Here is a 22,903-nt window from a genome sequence, read left to right as displayed (position 1 = left end):
ATTTTTAAACCTCATTTGAAAGAGTTAATCTTATCTGACTACCTTTAATTATCTTTGTTCCGGATTCAACCGACTGATTTTTTACAATTCCTTTTCCTTGAAATTTTACTTTCAATCCTTTACTTTCAAGAATAAAAATTGCATTCTGAATGTCCATTCCTACAACATTTGGAACAACGTTTTTTGAAATAATTTTTGGTAAAAAATCTATTATGGAATCTTTTACAGAAGGAACTACCCATGCTGAATATACCGGTTTGCAATTATATCCGAGTTTACTGTAAATTTTCAAAATATCGTTTTGATATCCTGCTTTTGCAACAGGCAATTTTACATTTTTATTTGTGTCAATCTCGTCATGCAATTCGAACCTATTTGAATAAACCTTTTCGGCAATTTCTTTAAAAACCGGACCTGCAACCAAGCTTCCGTAATAAACACCTTGAGGATTATTAATAACCACAATACATGAATACAAAGGATTATCAGCAGGAAAATATCCGACAAAAGAAGAGCGGTATTTTTTTACATATTTTCCGTTTTCAATAACTTTTGCTGTACCTGTTTTTCCTGCAATTTTAATATGGAAATTTTTCAGTAAATTTCTTGCTGTTCCCTTTTGTACAACTCCTTCAAGCATTTCTTTTGCTTTTTCAACGGTTTCCTTTGAGCACATTTTTTCATTCAGAATTTCAGGTTTAACTTTTTTAATAACTTTTCCTGTTTGCCTTATTTCTTTCACAAGCATCGGTCTTACTTTAACTCCGCCATTTGCAATTGCATTGTAAAAAGTCAATATCTGCAAAGGGGTTAATTCAACTTCGTAGCCATAAGCCATTCTGTGCAACGAAACATCAGGATAGGGTGGGGGTTTTAATAAAGGCGCCTTCTCCTCAATATCAATGCTCAAAGTGTCGCCTAATCCCATTTTCATTAACCTGTTATAATATTTCTTTTTATTATTTCTGTAATATTTATCAATGATTTTTGCAACACCAACATTTGATGACATCTCGAAAATTTCCTCAATAGTTTTAATTCCATAAGCGGCTTCGTGTGAATCACGCACTGTATCACCTTTTCCGAAAATATATTTTCCGGAGCCAATATCAAATTTTTCATTCAAATCTTTCACGCAACCATCTTCCATGGCAGCCACCATTGACATTAACTTGAAAGTGGAGCCGGGGTCACTTCTTACACGCGTTGCATAGTTATCTACTTCAATGCATTTTCCGTTCTTGTCTCTCGAAAGATTAACAATGGATTTGATTTCACCGGTTTTTACTTCCATAAGTACTACGCAACCATAATCTGCTTTAACCGAATCCATTTGTTTTAAAAGTGAATTTTCAGCAACATCCTGAAAATTCACATCAATAGTTGTAATTATATCGCAGCCGTCTTTACTTTCAATTTCTTCTTCATCATTAACAGGCATCCAAACATCCGGAGCAATTCTTTGCATCAATCTTTTTCCGCTCACTCCTTCGAGATATTCATTAAATGCACCTTCAATACCGACACGATAATTTTCCCTGTAAAATCCGATAGTTCTTGCTGCAAGCATATCATAGGGATGTTCGCGTTTTTTCGTATCAAGTATAGCTATAAATCCTCCTTTGTATCTGCCCAATCTGAAAAGCGGAAAAGTTTTTAATTTTATCATTTCATCATAGCGGGCACCTCTTTTGAGCAGTAAATATCTCTCGTCGCTTTTTCTCGCTTTTATTATATATTTTTTATACTGTTTTGGTGTTTTATCTTTGAAAAGTTCGGAGAGACACATTGACAAAGAATCCAAACCCGAATAAAAAACTTCATCGGTTAAAGCATCGGACATCACATCCATTCTTATTTCATAAATGGGGACAGATGTGGCGAGCAAACTTCCATCGCTTGCAATAATATTTCCACGCGTCGCTTCAATGTTTTTATATCTTAATGAGAATATTTTTGATTTTTCTCTCAATGCGTCGCCTTCAATAAACTGAATCTGAATAAGCTTTCCGACAATAACAAATGCTATTATACAAACGATAAAATAAATCGAGTAAATTCTAAGCATTATTACTTTTTTTGCTTCCATCAAGAGGTTAAAACAGTTTTTAGTTTATAGTTTTCAGTTTACAGTTAAACTTCGATATTTTTTTATCTTTTTAATTTTTAAGTCCTAATTCCTTAATTCTAAACTATATTTCCTAAATATTTTCTTCGAGTTTTTCTTTTCTATCCGATATTATTTTTTTTGGTGCGTCAAGAGCTTCTTTAATACCAAGATTTTTTTCCTCAATTATTTTTGCCACTTCGGATTGTTTGCTTTTATTCATATAATTGGATTTTACAGTAATGTACTCCGAGCGCAATTCCTTAAGTTCATTTTTTGTTTTATCAATTTTTCTCACAATTTTTTCGGTGTAATAAGTATTTGCTATGTAGGAAAGAGCAATTAAAACAATAAAAAGCAGGAAGGGCAGTTGTTTTACAAAATTTTCTTTTGTTAAAAATGTTCCGTCAATTATGCTTTGAAAAATGGCAACCATACTTCTCGCACGTTTGTTTACTACACGTTTTTTTTGTTGCTGCGGTTGTACTTTTATTTCGTTTTTCATTTATTAATTTTTTTCGGCAATTCTCAGCTTTGCACTGCGAGCTCTGTTATTATTCATTATTTCCGATTCATCGGGTAGAATTACTTTTTTATTAATTGCATTAAATAATAAAACCGGATTTCCATAGAAATCTTTTTTTAATTCTCCCTCAAAATTTCCTGTTTTAATAAAATTCTTTACCAACCGGTCTTCTAAAGAATGATAAGAAATAATTGCAAGCCGTCCGCCTTTTTTCAAAACTTCAGAACTTTGGAGCAGAAGTTCTTTCAACGCACCCAGTTCATTGTTCACTTCTATTCTCAATGCCTGAAATACTTTAGCAAAAAAGGTGTTTTCTTTTCCTTTTGTTGCTAAAAATTCAATTACACTTTTTAATTCATCTGTTTTATTTATCGTTTTATTTTTACGGCTTTGAACAATTGCCTTTGTGAGTTTCGCAGATTCTCTAATTTCACCATATTCAAAAAAAATGTTTTTTAAACTTTCTTCAGAGTATTCATTTATGATTTTTTTTGCATTTAATGGAGATTGTTGCGACATTCTTAAATCAAGTTCTCCATCGTACTTGAATGAAAAACCCCTTTCTGCTGAATCAATTTGGTGAGATGATATTCCCAGGTCTGCTATAATTCCGTCAACAGGTATTAAATTATACAACCGCAGGAAGTTCTTCATATATCTGAAATTTTGCTTTATCAACGTCAATTTCTCGTCATCAATTTTATTTTTTTGTGCATCTTCATCCTGGTCAAATGCTATAAGTTTTCCTTTTTTTAGTTTTTTCAAAATCTCCGCCGAATGTCCGCCGCCGCCGAAAGTTACATCTACATATATTCCGTCAGACTTTATATTCAGTCCTTCTATTGCTTCTTTCAACAATACAGGTTTATGATACATTATCTTTTTTATTGTTATTTATTTCTCCCATTACTTCTTCTGCTAACTTAGAAAAATCAACATTTTTATCATTAATAACTTTTTCATATTTGTTCTTGTCCCATATTTCAATTCTGTTTACTGATGATGAAAGAACTATATCTTTCTTGATTCCGCTGAAAATAATAAGGTCTTTCGGTATCAACAATCTTCCGCTGACGTCAAGTTCCACGGTTTTTACACCTGCCATAAACATTCTAATAAAATCATTGTTCTTTTTTACAAACCTGTTGAGCTTGTTCACGCCTGCAATTTCACTGTTCCATTCGCGAAGAGGATATAATTCAAGACATTTATAAAATACACTTCTCTTAATAACAAAACCTTCGTGTATTATAGGTGATAACTGTGATTTTAACGCAGAAGGAAACATCAATCTTCCCTTTGCATCTATTTTACACTCAACTACACCTATTAAATTTATATTTTCCACTTTCTATAAATTTTCCGTAAATATATAAACTTTTTTACCACTTTTTACCACTTTTTACCACTTTGTTAATAAAATTTTTATTTGCATTTTTTATTGTCTGAATATCAACGATTTACGAAAAATAATTTTGAGTTTATTAACAATGGAAGGAAATGCTTATTTTTGTGGACAATCTTAAAAAGTTTGTAGTTAAAATGTTTGTCGTTTGTTGTTGATTAGGTTAAAAATAGTTTAACTGCAAACCACAAACTAAAAACTACAAACAACGAACTCTTAAAATATGGATATTTAAAAATTAAACAAACAGCGTAAGCATTGATGAAGATTATAGATAAATACATTATTAAAAAATTTCTCGGCACTTTTATTTTTGCAATATCAGTTATAATGGTAATAGTTGTTGTATTTGATATTTCCGAAAATATTGAAGATTTTATCAGCAATCATGCGCCTTTAAAAGAAATAATTTTTGTTTTTTATGCCAACTTTCTTCCATATTTTATTAATCTTTTCAGTCCGTTGATAATTTTTATTTCCGTAATTATATTTACCGGCAGAATGGCATATAATACCGAGATTGTGGCAATATTAAGTAATGGAATAAGTTTTAAACGTCTCATGCTGCCTTATCTGATTTCATCAATTTGTGTTTGCACACTTTCATTTTGCCTGATGAATTTTGTTATTCCCAATTCAAACAGCAAGAGAATAAAATTTGAAGATACATATATAAGAAGGTCAAATAAATCTTATGGAATAAATTTTCATAAACAGGTTTCTCCCGGAACATTTATTTATCTTGATAATTTTAATCGCGATAATAATACCGGTTACCAGTTTTTTATTGAAAAAATTGAAAAAAATGTTTTGAAATCAAAATTAAGTGCAAGTACAATAAGATGGGATAGTTTAAGAAATCATTGGATACTTGAAAATTATGTTCTGCGAAAATTCAACGGGATGAATGAGTCGTTAATAAAAGGCGTACGGCTTGATACCGTTTTTGAATTTACCTCTAAGGATTTCAAAACAAAAATTCAGGACCTTGACGGAATGAATTTTAATGAACTTAATAAATTTATAAGAGAAGAAAAAGCAAAAGGAAATGAAAAAATTGTTTTTTACGAAGTTGAAAAACATAAAAGAACTGCTTATCCGTTTGCTACAGTAATATTGACTTTCATCGGGTTTTCTCTTTCAAGCCGCAAAGTGAGAGGCGGTATAGGAATGCACATAGGAGCAGGAATTGTAATTAGTTTTGCTTATATTTTATTTATGCAGATATCTGTTACATTTGCTACAAATAGCAACCTTCCCGCATTAATCGCAGTGTGGATTCCTAATACTATGTTCGGAATACTCGGACTTTATCTGATGAGAACTGCTCCGAAATAAAAAAATAGTTTCAAAGTTTAAGGTCTAAAGTTTAAAGTTTGTTCAAGGTTTTTGGTTTTTTTTATCACAGAATCTGTGGCAAATTTATTTTTCCTTATTACAAATTTATAATTTATTTCTTTAACTTTGCGTTAAAATAAATAAACTATAAATGAAATTCAAACGTGTTTATAAATTAAAGGAAATTGCAAAACTCATTAGTGCAAAATACGAAGGAAATCCTGAACATAAAATTACAGGCATTAACGAAATACACATGGTTTCTGCCGGTGATATAACTTTTGTTGACCATCCAAAATATTACGCTCAAGCATTAAATTCAAAAGCAACAACAATAATAATTGATAAGAAAGTAGATTGCCCAAAAGGAAAAGCACTGCTCTTTTCCGATGACCCATTCAGAGATTACAATAATATTATTAAAAAATTTATAAAATTCGAAAAGCACAAAAAGCAAATAAGCAGAACCGCAAAAATAGGCAAAAACACAATTATTGAACCCAGTGTTTTTCTTGGAAATAATATTAAAATAGGCAGCAACTGCATAATTCATCCAAATGTTTGCATTTACGATAATGTTGTAATAGGAAATAATGTAATTCTTCATTCCGGCGTTGTAATTGGTGCTGATGCATTTTATTACAAACGTCGCCCCAATAATTACGATAAATTGCTTTCATGTGGAAGTGTTATTATTGAAGATGATGTTGAAATAGGCGCCAACTCTACAATTGACAAAGGTGTTTCAGCAAATACAATTATCGGCAAAGGAACAAAAATTGACAATCTCGTACAAATAGGACATGATACTATTATAGGTAAAAATTGCATACTCGCTTCACAGGTTGGAATTGCAGGTGTAACAACAATCGAAGATAATGTGATTCTGTGGGGACAAGTTGGCGTAAGCAAGGATTTAACTATCGGCGAAGGTGCAGTTGTTTATGCAAAATCGGGTGTTCACAAATCGCTTAAAGCGAATACAAAATATTTCGGTATTCCCGTTAAGGAGGCAGATGAAAAAATGAAAGAGTTGATTTATATTGGCAGACTTCCTAAACTTTTTGAAAAAAATAAAAATTTTAAAAATCTCGCAGAGTAACACAGATTTTTCGCAGAATTTAACTTTAAACTAAACTTTTATTGATTACTTCAGAGTGCCACCATTACTCCTTTTACCTGTTCTTCAAAACACAGCAGGTCTTTCAAGATAATTTCTTTTGTAGTTTCGGCAACTTGAACAAGTTTATCTATAATGCCTTTGTAGTATTGTATTCCTTTCAGAATAGTTTCGCATAATGAGTGTAAAAACTTTTTTATTTTTTCATCAATATCATTTTTTGATTCATTAAATTTTTCGACAAGATAATCAACGTATAGTTTAAGCTCTTTAATAAAAAAGTGAACGCGATATTTTTCGGTCAATAAATTTATTCTTCCATAAATATGGTCAACCATTTCTTTTAATGATGCAATTTTAGAAAAATAGGCAATGTTAGGTCCCGGACAAATTGAAATTGCAAGTGAATTATCTTCAAATGGTTCTAATTTATAATTGACAACTGCCGAATTGCTTAGTCCAACGCAAAGACATTCTTTTGATACAACTTCATTATATTTTTTCTTATATACTTCTTCAGATAAATTAAGAGTTTTCAACTGCTTGAGTTTTTGTTTCTGATATTTACTTGAAGCAATACATATTGGCTTTTCGGTAAATTCGGTATTTGTTACAAGTAATTGTTCCGAACAGCAATTTCCGTATTTTTCTTTTGAAATATTAGTTTGTTTTTCTATGCCTTTTGATGCACCTTTAAGGTAATTAAATTGAATTCCCAAAGGTGAAACTATACTATGTTCAACATCATTTTCATTTGCATCACAAAGCAATTGCAGGGTTTTTTCATCAACAGTAGTTGCTTCGGGAACAAGCAAAAAAGGAGTTCCCCATCCTGTGCTGTTAACATTATAATATTTATGTAAAAATTTATCTTCTTTATGTGTTCCTATTCCTCCCTGTACGGTAATTTTAAGTTCGGGCGGGGTTGATGGTATTACTTTTCCTTTGAGTTTAAGAGCTTGAACATATATATCGAACATTTCATTAATAAGTTCCTGCCGTTTGTTTTTAAATTCTTCGAGAACCGGTCCCATCAAGCTTCCTTTTGTTATAAAAGTATGTCCGCCGCAGTTTAAACCTGACTCGATTCGATATTCCGATACCCATATACCTCTCTTTGCCAGATAGCTTCCCTGAATATATGCAGAACGATAATCACTGACTTTAATCGCAATTTTTTTGTCAAATTGTCCATTATTCAAATCAGTAAACTGATTAAATGTTTCAATATAGTTATATAAGCGGGTGCTCAATCCTGCCGAAAATATTACCGATGAATTTTTAAGAGTGCTTTTTGCATATCCTCGTAATGCCGATAATGCATCGGAGCCATTTGTAATAGGTGTATTATCGGAATTGTAATTATTTTTATCTATTTTCGAAATTACATTAACATCAATACTGCCGGGGTGAATAATATTTCGTAAAATATTTTGAAGTTCTGTTTTTTGCTTTTCATCTTTAGTAAATGACATTTGATTGTAAAGCTGTTTTATATTGCTGTTATCAGGAAGCATTTCAAAATATTGAACCAGCTCAGAGTCATTATCAAAAGGGGAATTTTTAAGTTTTTCAAATTGCTTTTGAACTATCATGTTCACGAGGTTCAGATAATCTGTAATTCGCCTTGCGCGATAGTCGTCTTCATTTCGATTAATCGGCTTGTATTCTTCATTTATTTTTTCATAGTAATATTTGCGCATTTTTTCAATAAGGTTATCTTCAACTAATGAAATTACCGAAGATATTCCAAAACGGGCAACTTTTATCGGAGAGTCAATAGTGAATGCAAGTCCCATTACCGGTATATGAAAAGTATGGGGATTGTTATAATTCATCTGTATGTATTTTGGTACAAGAAAATGCAAATGTAATCAATTACTTGCATATACTATAATATATTTAAATAATTATTTCCGCTTTATTCTCAAAATACCTGTATTTTTTAGGTTGTGCGGCTGATTATGTGAAAGAAAAAAATATAGATAAAATACTGGATTTTTATAAATCGCGCCAGTCGCGTTTTTTGGTGAGTTTCAAATCCTGCATAACACTTGATTTTACGTTAATTGTAAACAAATAACTCTTTCGAAATCCAAATGGAATCCAGTTGAATTTTAATTCCCAGCAATGCAAATCGCGGTAAAAATCTATTGAAGTATAACTGAATTTATTTGTTTTAAAATCGTATCCCGATGTAAATCCTACTTTCCATTTTTCAGTTATGCTTAAATCTCCTCTGAAAGAAAACGTTTGAATAAGTGTTTCTTTAGGTGTAACTTTTGGAATATGCGTTTTAGTATATCTCATGTTGTATGCAAGATTCAGTGTCCATGGGTTATCAAAATCAATATAGTCGTCATAGTTTGAGTATATATTATTGATTTCTTCTGCTGTTGCTTCTTTGCTTGTTTTCTTTTTGTCTTTTTTTGTTTTTTTAGATAAGTTCCAGTTAAGTCCGAGGTTCCAATCGGTATTTGTAAGTCGGATAAGCCGATGGTTTTTATCCCATTCGAATTTGTTAAGATTTTTTCCTGTAGAATCAATGATATAAGGATCCCAAATACTGCTGTAAGTGATATCAATATTTTTTAAAAGACGGGTATGTCCGCTCATAATTATTTTCGACCAGTTCAATGAATCTTTTGCAAGGTCATAAGAATTTGAAATAGTAAAGTTTTCAATTAATACAACTTTCTTCACAGGATTAACGGTATCCTTGGGAGTTCTGACTTTCATTTCGAGATTATTTGACAAGCTGAAATTTACACTTCCCGATTTGCTTGCGGGTGGAGAACCATACATTGTTCCCTCATATATTGAATATTTTTCTGTGTTTCCGGTAATATCACTTTTCACGGTTTTATAATATCCCCATTTTTCTGCTCCGAAATCAGGACAATAAAAAAATCCGACAGATGGTGTAATTACATGTCTTATCGCCTGAATGAAGCCCTTTTTAAATTGAAGCATTCCGTAAATTTTTGTTGTCAGATTTGCCGAAAAATTGAAATCTCTCTCTGTATTAAATTTTTCGATTGTATCGGTTTTAACAAAGTGCACAATTGTATCAGAACCGTTAACTAAAGTATCAACCCATCTTTTTCGTATAGTTTTGAAATACCATCTTTCATTATAATTAAATGTTGGTGTTAAATTAAAATATTTAAAAATTTTAAAAGAAGTGCTTATAGGAATGCTGTGTTTTATGCCACTTTGTATTTTTGAAAAAATACCGGGTTTAAATAATAAAGTATCTTTTGTATTTAGTTCGCTTCTTGAATTTAAAATATAACTTGCGCCGATTGATTGGTACCATCTGGCAGCACCGACACGTGATTTATTTTTAAAAGGATAAAATCGGTTTGCGTTAAAAGCAAGTTCCGGAAAACTTATAAAAATGCTGGTATCTTGCAAAGTCTGCCTGTGGCTGAAACCAAGTGATAGATTTCCAAATTTCCAACTTTTATTATATGAAACGTTTGACATATAATTATTCGATAAATAATTTGTCGGATTGTAAGAATTCAGGCGATTATATTTTACTGAACCCATTTGAACATTTGCCGAAAACCGGCTTGAAGGGCGTGCTTTCGGGTCCTGATTATGACGCCAGTTTATTAAAAAGTTTTTTTGAATTGCATGGTCGGGCAAATCCAAATCACCGATTACATCGTTTGCATATTTCAAATCTATCAATCCATCGAATTTATAACGTAATTTATAATTTGAACTCAATTTTACACCCCAACTTCCGCGCGTATAAATATCACCTCTCAAAGAAGCATCAAAATAATCACTCAATCCGAAATAATAACCTCCATTTTCAAGAAAGAAACCTCTTGTTGCCGATTCACCATAACCTGGAACTAAAATTCCTGATTTTCTTCCTTTTTTATTTGGAAAAAAACCAAAGGGAACAGCAAGTGGTGTCGGTACATCTTCGACACTGAGGTACGCGGGACCCGTAACAATTTTATCGTCGGGAATAACTTTTGCTTTGCCAAATTCTATTGCAAAATGAGGATGTTCCAGATTGCAGGTTGTATATGAGCCCCTTTTCACACATGTTACATCTTGTTTATCCTTTTTAACCGTAAGCCCATGCATATATCCATCACCCTGTTCGGTAAAAATATTTTTAATTAATCCTTTCTTAGTTTTGAAATTATATTTCATTGTTTCGGAAGTAAAGCTTTCACCTTTGTCATCGGTAAATAAGGGTTTCTCTTTTTCTTTGCCTGTGCTGTCTTTTAATGCTTTTGCATAAACGGTATTAGTATCAAAATTAATTTCAATATATCCCGATTTTAAGTTTATTTTTTCATAATTTATTTCGGCATTTTTAAAAAGGTATGCTTTTTTTTCGGATAAGTCAAACACAATAGAATCACTTGATGTATATTCAATGTCGGTTTTTATAGCATCTTTGGAAATCAAACTTGAAGTGTCTTTTTTCAAAGTATCGGCGACTATATTTTTTCTTACCGGATTTTTTGAAATATCCTGAGCTATTGCATTGCCAATAGCCGAAAGAAAAGCAATATTAAATATTAAAAAAATTAATATGTTATGTTTTGGATGCAATTTTATATTTTTGTACAAAATTATTTTACAAAAAAACAAGTTTTATTTCAATATACAAAGCTAATTAATTAAAGTGAAACGTATTTTTATTTTTTTTGTTGTTATAGTAATAGTCGTTCTGCATTCTTCCGGTTTATTTGGAAATAATATTTTTAAAATAAAAAAAGTAGTTATAGATGCCGGTCACGGAGGCAATGACCCCGGATGCGTTGTTAACGGATGTTATGAAAAAACTATCACTTTATCGGTTGCACTTAAACTCGGCAAATATATTGAAAAAAATTTCAAAGATGTAGAAGTGATTTATACCCGTAAAGATGATAATTTTGTTGAACTTCATCAGAGAGCAGAAATTGCAAATCAAAACAAAGCCGATTTGTTTATTTCAATACATTGCAATGCAAATCCTTCTTCCACGCCATTCGGAGTTGAAACTTATGTGATGGGGAACCACAGAAGTAAAGCAAATCTTGAAGTTGCACAGAAAGAAAATGCTTCAATATTGCTTGAGGATGATTATTTAAAAAAATATAATGGTTTTGACCCTAATTCAGCCGAAGGGTATATTATTTTTTCTTTATATCAGAATGCTTTTTTAGAGCAAAGTCTTACGCTGGCTTCCAAAGTCCAGAAGCAGTTAAAAGACAGAGTAAGCAGGTATGACAGAGGTGTAAAGCAGGCGGGATTTCTTGTATTGTTTAAAACAACAATGCCAAGCATACTAATTGAAACAGGATTTCTTTCAAATCCAGATGAAGCGGTATTTATGAGTTCAACAAAAGGACAGGAATATATTGCATTAGCTATATATCGTGCGTTCAAGGAATACAAATCGGAAGTTGAAAATACAAGTTATAAAAAAGATGAAGTGGATGAAATAAAAGATTTGCCGAAAATAAATTATGATTCTTTGGCAAATGAAATTTCAAAAAATAATGAAAAGAATGTTGTTAACAATGATTCGGTTAAAGTTGAAATAAATAAAAATCCTGAAATCAAGAAAGACACGATAAAGCCGAATATTAAAAATTTACCAGATACAATAAAAAAGAATGTAAAAAAGGAGCAACCCAAACAAGTAAAAGAAAACAAAAATACTACAAATAATAATATTGTAAAAGATAACAGTCACAAAGAAAATCCGAAAACGAATAAAATTGTTTTTAAAATACAGTTAACAACTTCGCCTGTAAAACTCAGCAAAACCAGCGAGATATATAAGAAATTTCCGAATGTTTATGAATATTACAACAGCGGCTCATATAAATATGCAACAGGAGCATTTAAAAGTATAACAGAAACAAAAACATTATTGACTGAAATACGTAATAAGGGATACAAAGATGCATTTGTAGTTGCTTTTAATAATGGAGAAAGAATTACACTTGAAGAGGCAAAAAAAATATTGCAAAAATAGATTTGAGTTTTGATAATTTTTCTTAGGTTTGTGTGTTTTTAACAAGAATATTATAAATGGAATTAAATTTTACTATTAAGAAAGAAGCGAAGATTGGTTTTCTTATTATTATTGCATTAGCATTATTGATTTGGGGATTTAATTTTCTTAAAGGTAAAGATATTTTTAAACCGCAGAAAATTTATTATGCTGTATACAATCAGGTAACCGGATTATCACCATCAAACCCGGTTACTATTAACGGGTTAAAAGTAGGTCAGGTAAAAAGTATCTATCTCAAACCCGACAATTCCGGAAAAGTTGTTGTTGAAATAAGTTTGAGCAACAATTTTAAAATTCCCAAAAATTCAGTGGCTCAGATATCTTCCGATTTGATTGGTACAAGGTCAATAGAAATAAAACTCGGTGATTCAAAAAATTATATTTTACCCGGCGACACGCTTTCTTCTGTTATTCAACCTACTTTAAAGGATGAAGTAAATCAGCAAATAATTCCGCTAAAAGTAAAAGCCGAAGACATGCTGCTTTCATTAGATTCTGTTTTAACTGTTATTCAAACTGTATTTAATGAAAATGCACGTGAAAACTTATCAAAAACCTTTGAAAGCATCATGTTTGCAATAAAAAATCTGGAACATACTTCTTATAATGTAGATACATTAGTTTCATCGCAACGTAATCGTCTTGCCATGATAATCGGAAATATTGAATCAATAAGTCAAAATGTTAAAAACAATAATCAGAAAATTAGTAACATAATCAATAATTTTTCCAATATCAGCGATTCGCTTACAAAAGCTAATGTAAGCAAAACTATTAATAATGTCAACTCAACTTTAACAAAAACAAACGAAGTAGTTGAAAAAATAAATAAAGGCGAAGGTTCTCTCGGTATGCTTATAAATAACGATAGCTTATACAAAAATCTAAAATCGGTATCAAAAGAACTGAATTTATTGTTTGAGGACATGCGACTCAATCCAAAGCGCTATGTTCATTTTTCAGTTTTCGGAGGAGGCAGCAAAAAAAATAAATATACACCACCCGAAAAAAAACAGAAATAATTAAGTATTTTCCCTCTCTTGTTGTATTTTTGTCAAAATCTTATTGAAAGTTAATTTATCAATTTAACAATGAAACAATGAAAACAAATTACATTGAACATATCGGTATTGCCGTAAAAAATCTGGAAGAATCAATAAAATTTTATGAAAATATTTTCGGATTAAAATGTTATTCCACCGAAGAAGTAAAAGAACAAAAAGTAAAAACCGCTTTTTTCCTTTTAGGACAAACAAAAATAGAATTGCTCGAACCCACTGACGCTGAAAGTGCAATTGCAAAGTTTATTGAGAAGAAAGGAGAAGGAATTCACCACATTGCTTTTGCAGTTGAAAATATTGATGGCTCATTAAAAGAAGCCGAAGAAAAAAATGTTCAACTTATTGACAAAATACCCCGAAAAGGAGCAGAGGGATTGGATATTGCGTTTCTGCATCCGAAATCAACTGCAGGAGTTTTGATTGAGTTGTGTGAAAAAAAATAAAAAAGACATAAGACAAAAGTCGTAAGTCGCAAGAAAAACTACGAGCTAAGGGCAATCAACAATTTAAAATACAAAATATCAAATATTGATGTTCTAACAACCAACAATTAACAACTTTTTTAATGCTCACACCACCATACCTCAAAGCAAAAGATAAAATCGGAATAGTTTCCACAGCTCGTAAAATTTCCTACGAAGAAATAAAACCTGCAATAAAAATGTTTAACGATTGGGAATTGGAAGTTGTTCTAGGGAAAAATCTTTTTAAAGAATATAATCAGTTTGCAGGAAATGATGAAGAAAGAACTTCCGATTTTCAGCAAATGCTCGACGACAATTCAATAAAAGCTGTTATTTGTGCGAGAGGTGGCTATGGTTCTGTCAGAATAATTGATAAACTTGATTTTAGGAATTTTAAAAAAAATCCTAAATGGGTTGCGGGTTTCAGTGATATTACCGTTTTGCATTCACATATAAATAAAAATTATAATATCGAAACATTGCATGCAGCAATGCTTTTGAATATGCCCGAAAAATGGAATGAAAATAATTCTTTCATTACAATGCAAAAAGCATTATTCGGAGAAAATATTTCATATCAAATTCCTGAAAATAAATTAAACAAAAAAGGAAAAGCCGAAGGAGTTCTTACAGGTGGAAATTTATCTGTTCTTTATAGTTTAAATGGCAGCATTTCAGATATTGACACAAATAATAAAATTTTATTTATAGAAGATTTGGATGAATATCTTTATCATATTGACAGAATGTTCATGAATTTGAAAAGAAGTGGAAAGCTCGAAAATATTGCCGGATTAATTGTCGGCGGAATGACAGAAATGAAAGACAATACAATTCCCTTCGGTAAAACTGCATACGAAATTATTTCCGAAACTGTTGCTGAATTTAATTATCCCGTTTGTTTTGATTTTCCCGCCGGACATATAGAAGACAACAGAGCTTTGTTCATGGGAAGGAAAGTAAAATTGGATGTTTCTGAAAACATTATTACTTTGAAATTTGAAGTATGATGCACGAGGTATGAAGAAAGAAAAAGTCAATTTCAAATTTCATACCTCATACTTAATACCTTCTACATCGAAAAAAAATGAAATCAGAATATACAAAAGCAATCAAATCAGAAGCAAAACGTCTTGGGTTTTCATTTTGCGGAATTACTAAAGCTGAATATTTAAAAGAAGAAAAAGAAAAATTAGATAATTGGCTAAAAGCCGGTTTTAATGGCGAAATGTTGTATATGCAGAATAATATTGATAAAAGATTAAATCCTGCATTGCTTGTCGAAAAAGCCAAATCAGTAGTTGTTGTTTTACAAAATTACTTTCCGAAAGAAAAAAATAATTTTAAAAATTCATACAAAATCGCAAAGTACGCGATGGGTAAAGGTTATCACGATGTAGTTAAAAATAAATTATTAAAATTATGGGAATTCATAAATAAAAATATTTGCAAAACAAATGGCAGAATATTTGTTGGCTCTGCTCCGGTTCTCGAAAAAGCATTAGCCGAAAAGGCAGGACTTGGCTGGAGAGGAAAAAACACTATCTTGATAAATAAAACATCCGGTTCATTTCATTTTATAGGAGAATTAATAATTGATTTGAAACTTGATTATGATAAACCCGCAAAAAATCTTTGTGGAAGCTGCAACAAATGTATTGAAGCATGTCCCACGAAAGCCCTTGTGAAATCATACATTCTGGATGCGCGAAAATGTATTTCTTATCTAACAATTGAACTTAAAAATAATATTCCCGAAGAATTTCGAGACAAGATGAATGGTTGGATTTTGGGTTGCGATATTTGTCAGGATGTTTGTCCGTGGAATAAATTTTCAGTACCAACAAAAGAAAAATCTTTTGATATATTTCCTGAAATTAAAACTTTTACAAGAAAAGATTGGCAAACGCTGACAAAAGAAGAGTTTATGAAAATCTTTAAGGGCTCTGCAATTGAGAGAATAAAATATGAAAAATTTGTTGAAAATCTAAAAGAGTCGTAAGATACAAGAAAAAAAATATTTTTCTTTTGAGTTATTGAGTTTTTTTATATTTTAGCCAATACTAATTTTATTTTATTATGAATTTTATTTTATTTGATGATTATGTAAGGGATGAACTTTTACCGTTTACATTCGTTCGCCCCGTTGCTGACATTCGCATCGGAATTCTGACAATCCGCGAGAAATGGGAAAATTATATCGGACAACCAATATCAAGTTATACCGAAGAATATCTTTCAATTAAATTTCCGTTGAAAACAGAAAGCGACAATATTTTAATCAATGGCTCCGTAATACCGGATGCAAATTTACTTCAGAAAATAAAAATCCTTAAAATCAATCAGGTGCTTATAAAAGATTCGGCGATAATTGCAATGCATCTTGATAGTGATAATATAAAAAAATTCAATGTTGAGGATTTTGAAAAATATGAAAAAATAAATATTGATGAAAATATATTCAGAATAAATAACCTGTGGGATATATTTACTAAAAACGGCGATGCATTAAAAGCAGATTTTGAAATTTTAACAAAAAGAAGAAAGTCGCAGAAACTTAGCAAATCAAACAATCTTATTGGCGATAAAGAAAATATTTTTATTGAAGAAGGAGCAAAAGTTGAATGCTCAACAATAAATTCAAATACCGGTTGCATATACATTGGCAGGAATGCTCAGGTAATGGAAGGAAGCATGGTCAGAGGACCTTTTGCACTATGTGAAAATTCTACTGTTAAGATGGGTGCTAAAATTTATGGTCCAACTACCATAGGTCCGCATTCAAAAGCAGGTGGAGAAATTGTAAATTCGGTAATATTCGGTTATTCAAATAAAGCACACGATGGATTTCTCGGTAATTCGGTAATTGGCGAATGGTGCAATATTGGCGCCAATTCGAATAACTCAAATCTGAAAAATAATTACGGAAATGTGAAACTCTGGAATTATCCCCGAAAAACATTTGTTGACACAGGACTTCAGTTTTGCGGTTTATTTATGGGCGACCATTCAAAGTGTGGAATAAATACCATGTTTAATACAGGTACTGTTGTGGGAACAAGTGCAAATATTTTTGGTTCGGGATTTCCGCGTACTTTTCTGCCTTCGTTTTCGTGGGGCGGAGCAAGTCAATTAACAAATTTTGATTTAGATAAAGCAATTGAAGTTGCAGAAAGAGTTTGCCAAAGAAGAAATATTGTTTTCAGCAAAACTGATAAAGAAATATTTGCAAACATATATAAACAAACACAATTATACAGGGACTTGTAAAAGAGTTTAAAGTTTAAAGCTCTTGCAATTCATACTTCGTACATCTTACTTCAGTTTGATTTATATTTTTAAAAAAATTATCTCTGAAACTCAATTAAATATTATTAAAAATGATACGCTGGAAATATTTGAATAAATATAATACAGCCGAAGAGTTATCTTTGATAATCAGCGGTAATGATTTTTACGAGCAGCTCGAAGATGCCATAAATAAAGCCAGTTCCACAATCAATCTACAGTTTTATTTGTTTGATTATGACGCCACAGGTAAGCGTATTGTTGATGCATTAATAAAAGCCACAGAACGTGGAGTTAAAGTTTTTGTTTTGCTGGATGCTTTTGGTTCAAAAGCATTTCCCGATGAAGTTGTAGCCGAAATGAAAACTTACGGAATTAAAATGCGATTTTTTTCTCCTTTGTTGTCATTTAAAAGAATGAGTTTCGGCAGAAGAATGCATCATAAACTCGTTGAGATTGATTCGAAAATAGCTTTTATCGGCGGAATTAATATTGCCGATAAATACCGCGACACACCGAAAGGAAAAGGTTGGCTCGATTTTGCAGTAAAAGTAAAAGGAAATGTTGCAGAGGATGCACGTCAAATATGTAAGTATATATGGTCGAGAAGAGTGAAAAGAAAACATTTCCACTTTAACGAAAATAAGGATAATACAAATATATACCTTGTAAAGTTCAGTGAGAATGACTGGTTTATGAATAAAAATAATATTTCATCCGGATATAAAAATGCCATTAAACATTCAAAAGAATCAATAACAATAGTAGGCGCATATTTTTTACCCGGCAGACAATTCAGAAAAATTCTTAAAAGAGCTGCTGAAAGAAGTGTGTCAACAAGAATAATTTTATCAAGAACATCAGATGTTAAATTAAGCTTATATGCTCAAAGATTTTTATATGACTGGCTTTTTAGAAATAAAATAAAAATTTATGAATGGAAGGATTCAGTTGTTCACGGTAAAGTTGCAATAATAGATAATATATGGACTACAATTGGCTCGTTTAACCTTAATTACCTGAGCGTATACGGCAGTCTGGAATTAAATCTCAATGTTTATAATGAACAATTTTCTACCGACTTTAATAAGAAAATTGACGAAATAATTGAAACCGGATGTATTGAAGTTGTAAAAGATGAGTATGAAAAGAAAAAAAACCATCTTAACCAGTTCAAACTTTGGTTGTCTTACCATTCTCTCAGGTTTATGATGGTGCTTGCTGTTTTACTCACAACCAGCCCGAAGAAAAAGAGATAATATTAACCTATTTCAGCCAACCTTGGTGCTTATGAAATAGCTTCACTTATTATTTATGTATATCAACTACAAAATACAAAAAAAATATTTATTACTCACTATTAATTATATTATATATTTGCAAAAAATAATTTTCAGGATTAATATTTTTAATAACTATTGTACTACTCTATGGTAAGCAATAAAATGAAAAACAAGCAAAAAACAGTTATTTAACTAATTTAAAAAAATATTATGAAAAAATTAATTTTAAAATCTCTGACAATTTTAGTCATGTTACCTTTAATTGTTAATGCTCAAGATAAAAAAGATGAAGCTCCGAAGTTCGGAATTAATTTTTCCGGCTTCGTAAAAACTGATGTTTTTTATGACACGAGACAAACAATAAATATACGTGAAGGTCATTTTTTATTATATCCCGATAACATTTTACTTGATGCAAATAAAAAGGATATAAATGAAAAACCAAATTTTAATATGCTTTCCATTCAATCAAGATTGAAAGGTGCAATAACAGGTCCAAATGCATTTGGTGCAAAAACATCGGGAGTTGTTGAAGCCGATTTTTTTGGAAATTCCGGCTCAGGTCTCGACGATGTTAATGGATTTAGATTACGCCATGCTTTTGTTAAAATGAATTGGAAAACTACAGAATTACTGGCAGGACAATACTGGAACCCTATGTTTATCGTCGAATCATTTCCCGCAGTGATATCATTTAATACCGGTGCTCCATTTCAGCCATTTTCAAGAAATCCGCAGTTACGTTTAACACAAAAATTAGGTCAGCTTAGTTTAATATTTTGTGCATACTCTGAAAGAGATTTTCAGGGAACAGGTCCCGATGGTGTCAGCACAAAATATCTGAGAAATTCAGGAATGCCTGATGGTCATTTTCAGATTCAATTCAAACCCGATTCAACAGAGCATGTTTTCGGAATAGGTGTTGATTATAAAGTATTCGTACCAAGATTATACGGCGAAGTTACAATAACTCCCGCTAAAGATATTGTTGATACTGTTACATGGAAAGTTACTCATGTTAATGCCGTTACTGCAAAATACAAAGTTGATGAATCAATAGCAAGCATATCTGCAATTGCTTTTATGAAATTAAAATTTAAACCAGTTACTATAAAAATTGAAGGAGTTTATGCTCAGAATGCTTATGACCTTACAATGCTCGGTGGCTATGCTGTAGAAAAAGCTACGGATGCAGCAACAGGTAAGTGTGAATATACAAACATTAATACTGGCTCTGTGTGGGGCGAAGTTCAGACAAATGGAAAGAAAATTCAAGTCGGACTTTTTGCCGGTTATACAAAAAATATGGGAGCTGCTGATTCTGTTAAAGGCACAAATTATTCCAGAGGTTCCAACATTGATTATTTGTACAGAGTTTCTCCGAGAGTTGTATTCATATCAGGAAAATTGAGTATTGCTCTTGAAGGTGAATATACTTTTGCAATGTACGGCACTGCTAATGGTGATAAAAAAGGAAGCTCAACAAATAATAAAGCAGTTGCAAATACAAGAGGATTGCTGGCTTTTATATATAATTTTTAATTCCCAGATAAAGTTTTATCTTGAAAAGTGTTAAGCGTAAGTTTAACACTTTTCATTTTTTATAAATGCTATTTCCCTAAATTTGCAAAAATAATAATTTTCTTTTTATGGATTTTCTTTTATCAATTTTAAATATCAGAATTGAATTCATTTTATTCGCTTTGATATTAATTGGAGTAGCGGTTTTCCATAATAAAACTTTTTGGGTTGCATTAATTGGCTTATCGGTTATTTTAATTTATAAACTGATTTTTGACAACGGATTCAACACATTCGAACATTTCTTTGGTAAAGATTATTCTTTTTTTCAACAATTAACAAATAAAGAACTACGACAGGGAGAATGGTCAATATTGTTGAATTTATTTGGCTTACTGCTTGGTTTTGCTGTTCTGGCAAGAATATTCAGAGATTCGGGTATGCCCGAACTTATTACTAAATTTTTACCTTCCGACTGGAAAGCACCATTTATACTTTTAGTTTTTGTATTTATTTTATCTGCATTCCTTGACAACATTGCCGCAGCAATGATAGGTGGAGCAATTGCTTTAGTTGTTTTTAATAACAAAGTACATGTTGGTTACATAGCCGCTATTGTTGCTGCAAGTAATGCTGGCGGCGCCGGCAGTGTTTTGGGTGATACAACAACAACAATGATGTGGATTGACGGAGTAAGTGCATTTAATGTGTTTCATGCTTACGTTGCAGCAATTGTCGCCATGCTTTTTTTTGGATGGTTCGCTTCTCATCAGCAACACAAATATCAACACATAAGACATAGATTTAAAGAAAGACATAATATTGATTGGAAAAAAATAACAATAATAATTTTTATTTTAGCAGGAGCAATATTCGGTAATGTTTTGTTTGATATGCCTGCAGTAGGAGTATGGGCGGCAATTTTAACTGGAATAACTTTTACAAAAATACCATGGAATGAAATATCAAATGCAATCAAAGGAACGATATTTCTTTTATGTCTTGTAACCTGCGCTTCATTAATGCCTATTGAAACACTTCCCGGTGCTTCATGGGTAAGTGCTTTTATCATGGGTTTTGCTTCGGCAGTTTTTGACAACATACCATTAACAAAACTTTGTTTGGAGCAAGGTCATTTCGATTGGGGAATGTTGGCATATACCGTTGGTTTCGGAGGTTCAATGCTCTGGTTCGGTTCATCTGCAGGCGTTGCTATTACTAACGAATTCCCTGAAGCACGAAATGTAATTGAATGGATAAAAAAAGGATGGCATGTAATTGTAGCTTATATATTGGGGTTTTTTGCGTTGTATTTACTATTAGGATGGGAACCTTCAAGCAACAAAAAACATGCTAAACCTGCAATAAATTGCAAAGCAGAAAAGTGCATTGTAGCCGAGAAAGCGAAAAATAAAAGTCAAAAGTAGTAAGTCGTAAGTCATTAGAAAAAAGATTTCATCAATGATATTAGCAATATAACAATTAAACAATTTGGCAATTAAACAACAACTAACAACCGACAACTATTTTTACAATTCTTCCTAAACTTTTCCCCATTATTTTATTTGAAATATAAAATTATTTATAAATTTGTTTCAATTAACTGAATTAGTAATTTAATAAAATACAACAATGAAAAGAACAGCATTTACAAGCATGCACGAATCATTGGGAGCTAAGATGGTTCCTTTTGCAGGTTATTTGATGCCGGTGCAATTTGAAGGTATAAATATAGAACATGAAACAGTGAGAAAAGGAGTAGGCGTTTTTGATGTTTCTCACATGGGCGAAATATGGGTTAAAGGACCTAAAGCACTTGATTTTATTCAAAAAGTTACAACCAACGATGCTTCAAAATTAATTGACGGCAAAGCACAATATTCTTGTTTGCCGAATGGAAAAGGCGGAATAGTAGATGATTTATTGGTTTACAAAATTAACAATGAAACTTATTTACTTGTTGTGAATGCATCTAATATTGAAAAGGATTGGAACTGGCTTAATTCACAAAATTCATTCGGAGCTGTTTTATATAATGCATCTGATGAAATTGCACAGTTGGCAGTGCAAGGACCCAAAGCAATCAATGTTCTTCAAAAATTAACAAATGTTGATTTAAGTAAAGTTGAATATTATTCTTTTGTAAAAGGTGAACTTGCAGGTGTAAAAGATATGATTATTTCTGCAACAGGTTATACCGGCTCTGGCGGATTTGAATTATATATGGATAATAAAGACGGCGAAAAGGTTTATAAGGCAATTTTCGAAGCAGGAAGAGAATTCGGAATAAAATCAATTGGCTTGGGAGCAAGAGATACACTTCGTTTGGAAATGGGTTTTTGTTTATACGGAAATGATATTGATGATACAACTTCGCCAATTGAAGCAGGTTTGAGTTGGATAACAAAATTTGTTGACGGTAAAAATTTTACTGATAAAGAATTATTATTAAAACAAAAAACCGAAGGCGTTACAAAAAAACTTGTGGGCTTTGAAATGCTCGAAAAAGCAATACCTCGACACGAATACGAAATTGCTGATGGAAGCGGAAATAAAATCGGACATGTTACATCGGGCACAATGGCACCTTCGTTAAAAATAGGAGTTGGCATGGGATATGTTAATTCGGCTTTTGCAAAAGAAGGAACAGAAATATTTATTAATATCCGCGATAAAGCTATGAAAGCAAAGGTTGTAAAACTGCCTTTCTATAAGAAATAAATATGTTCGTAGTTTGTCGTTTG

General features: G+C 31.6%; 18 protein-coding genes. 12 read left to right on the top strand and 6 right to left on the bottom strand.

Going from position 1 to position 22,903, the window contains the following annotated elements; genetic code table 11:
- Window positions 1–4: 4 nt before the first annotated feature.
- From WC223_04835 to WC223_04820, 4 genes are all read right to left on the bottom strand, one after another.
- A complete protein-coding gene (locus WC223_04835; protein MFA6923562.1) occupies window positions 5–2,068 on the bottom strand; it encodes a penicillin-binding protein in 2,064 nt (687 codons plus the stop codon).
- 133 nt (window positions 2,069–2,201) lie between these two features.
- On the bottom strand, window positions 2,202–2,612 hold the full coding sequence (locus tag WC223_04830; protein ID MFA6923561.1) for an FtsL-like putative cell division protein: 411 nt from the start codon (window positions 2,610–2,612) through the stop codon (window positions 2,202–2,204).
- Between the two features lie 3 nt (window positions 2,613–2,615).
- Window positions 2,616–3,527: a 16S rRNA (cytosine(1402)-N(4))-methyltransferase RsmH gene (rsmH, locus tag WC223_04825; GenBank protein MFA6923560.1), complete on the bottom strand. Its 912-nt coding sequence runs from the start codon at window positions 3,525–3,527 to the stop codon at window positions 2,616–2,618.
- On the bottom strand, window positions 3,499–3,981 hold the full coding sequence (locus WC223_04820; protein MFA6923559.1) for a hypothetical protein: 483 nt from the start codon (window positions 3,979–3,981) through the stop codon (window positions 3,499–3,501). The genes rsmH and WC223_04820 overlap by 29 nt, the downstream gene beginning before the upstream one ends.
- 318 nt (window positions 3,982–4,299) lie before the next feature.
- Here WC223_04820 and WC223_04815 point away from each other — a divergent pair, with 318 nt between their 5' ends.
- Together WC223_04815 and WC223_04810 are read left to right on the top strand one after the other, a co-directional pair.
- Window positions 4,300–5,376: an LptF/LptG family permease gene (locus WC223_04815; GenBank protein ID MFA6923558.1), complete on the top strand. Its 1,077-nt coding sequence runs from the start codon at window positions 4,300–4,302 to the stop codon at window positions 5,374–5,376.
- Window positions 5,377–5,527: 151 nt separating this feature from the next.
- Complete coding sequence (locus tag WC223_04810; GenBank protein ID MFA6923557.1) at window positions 5,528–6,478, top strand: UDP-3-O-(3-hydroxymyristoyl)glucosamine N-acyltransferase; 951 nt, start codon at window positions 5,528–5,530, stop codon at window positions 6,476–6,478.
- Window positions 6,479–6,528: 50 nt separating this feature from the next.
- On the opposite strand, the gene WC223_04805 is transcribed toward WC223_04810, so the two are convergent.
- Window positions 6,529–8,334 (bottom strand): hypothetical protein, encoded by a 1,806-nt coding sequence (locus tag WC223_04805; GenBank protein MFA6923556.1) that lies wholly within the window; start codon window positions 8,332–8,334, stop codon window positions 6,529–6,531.
- Between the two features lie 163 nt (window positions 8,335–8,497).
- Window positions 8,498–11,083, bottom strand: coding sequence for a putative LPS assembly protein LptD (locus tag WC223_04800; protein ID MFA6923555.1), 2,586 nt, complete (start codon window positions 11,081–11,083; stop codon window positions 8,498–8,500).
- Window positions 11,084–11,156: 73 nt separating this feature from the next.
- Between WC223_04800 and WC223_04795 the strand changes: the two genes are divergently transcribed.
- The 10 genes from WC223_04795 (at window position 11,157) to gcvT (ending at window position 22,880) form a co-directional block, all read left to right on the top strand.
- Window positions 11,157–12,500, top strand: a complete 1,344-nt coding sequence (locus WC223_04795; protein MFA6923554.1) for an N-acetylmuramoyl-L-alanine amidase — start codon at window positions 11,157–11,159, stop codon at window positions 12,498–12,500.
- A 56-nt stretch (window positions 12,501–12,556) separates the two neighbouring features.
- Window positions 12,557–13,564 (top strand): MlaD family protein, encoded by a 1,008-nt coding sequence (locus WC223_04790; GenBank protein ID MFA6923553.1) that lies wholly within the window; start codon window positions 12,557–12,559, stop codon window positions 13,562–13,564.
- 77 nt (window positions 13,565–13,641) lie between these two features.
- Window positions 13,642–14,046: a methylmalonyl-CoA epimerase gene (gene mce, locus WC223_04785; GenBank protein MFA6923552.1), complete on the top strand. Its 405-nt coding sequence runs from the start codon at window positions 13,642–13,644 to the stop codon at window positions 14,044–14,046.
- Between the two features lie 122 nt (window positions 14,047–14,168).
- The gene (locus tag WC223_04780; GenBank protein MFA6923551.1) at window positions 14,169–15,077 is read left to right on the top strand and encodes an LD-carboxypeptidase; all 909 of its coding nucleotides are present in this window, start codon (window positions 14,169–14,171) and stop codon (window positions 15,075–15,077) included.
- A gap of 77 nt (window positions 15,078–15,154) precedes the next feature.
- The gene (gene queG / locus WC223_04775) at window positions 15,155–16,069 is read left to right on the top strand and encodes a tRNA epoxyqueuosine(34) reductase QueG (protein MFA6923550.1); all 915 of its coding nucleotides are present in this window, start codon (window positions 15,155–15,157) and stop codon (window positions 16,067–16,069) included.
- Between the two features lie 77 nt (window positions 16,070–16,146).
- A complete protein-coding gene (locus tag WC223_04770) occupies window positions 16,147–17,337 on the top strand; it encodes a GlmU family protein (GenBank protein ID MFA6923549.1) in 1,191 nt (396 codons plus the stop codon).
- Between the two features lie 110 nt (window positions 17,338–17,447).
- A complete protein-coding gene (locus WC223_04765; protein ID MFA6923548.1) occupies window positions 17,448–18,614 on the top strand; it encodes a phospholipase D-like domain-containing protein in 1,167 nt (388 codons plus the stop codon).
- Window positions 18,615–18,848: 234 nt separating this feature from the next.
- On the top strand, window positions 18,849–20,180 hold the full coding sequence (locus tag WC223_04760) for a hypothetical protein (protein MFA6923547.1): 1,332 nt from the start codon (window positions 18,849–18,851) through the stop codon (window positions 20,178–20,180).
- A gap of 107 nt (window positions 20,181–20,287) precedes the next feature.
- Window positions 20,288–21,586, top strand: coding sequence for an SLC13 family permease (locus tag WC223_04755; protein MFA6923546.1), 1,299 nt, complete (start codon window positions 20,288–20,290; stop codon window positions 21,584–21,586).
- Window positions 21,587–21,791: 205 nt separating this feature from the next.
- On the top strand, window positions 21,792–22,880 hold the full coding sequence (gene gcvT, locus WC223_04750; GenBank protein ID MFA6923545.1) for a glycine cleavage system aminomethyltransferase GcvT: 1,089 nt from the start codon (window positions 21,792–21,794) through the stop codon (window positions 22,878–22,880).
- Window positions 22,881–22,903 lie beyond the last annotated feature (23 nt).

The sequence above is a fragment of the Bacteroidales bacterium genome (genome assembly GCA_041671145.1).
Classification (GTDB): Bacteria; Bacteroidota; Bacteroidia; order Bacteroidales; family JAHJDW01; genus JAQUPB01.
Note: the sequence above shows the minus strand (reverse complement) of the source record. Positions and strands in the feature narration are given on the sequence as shown.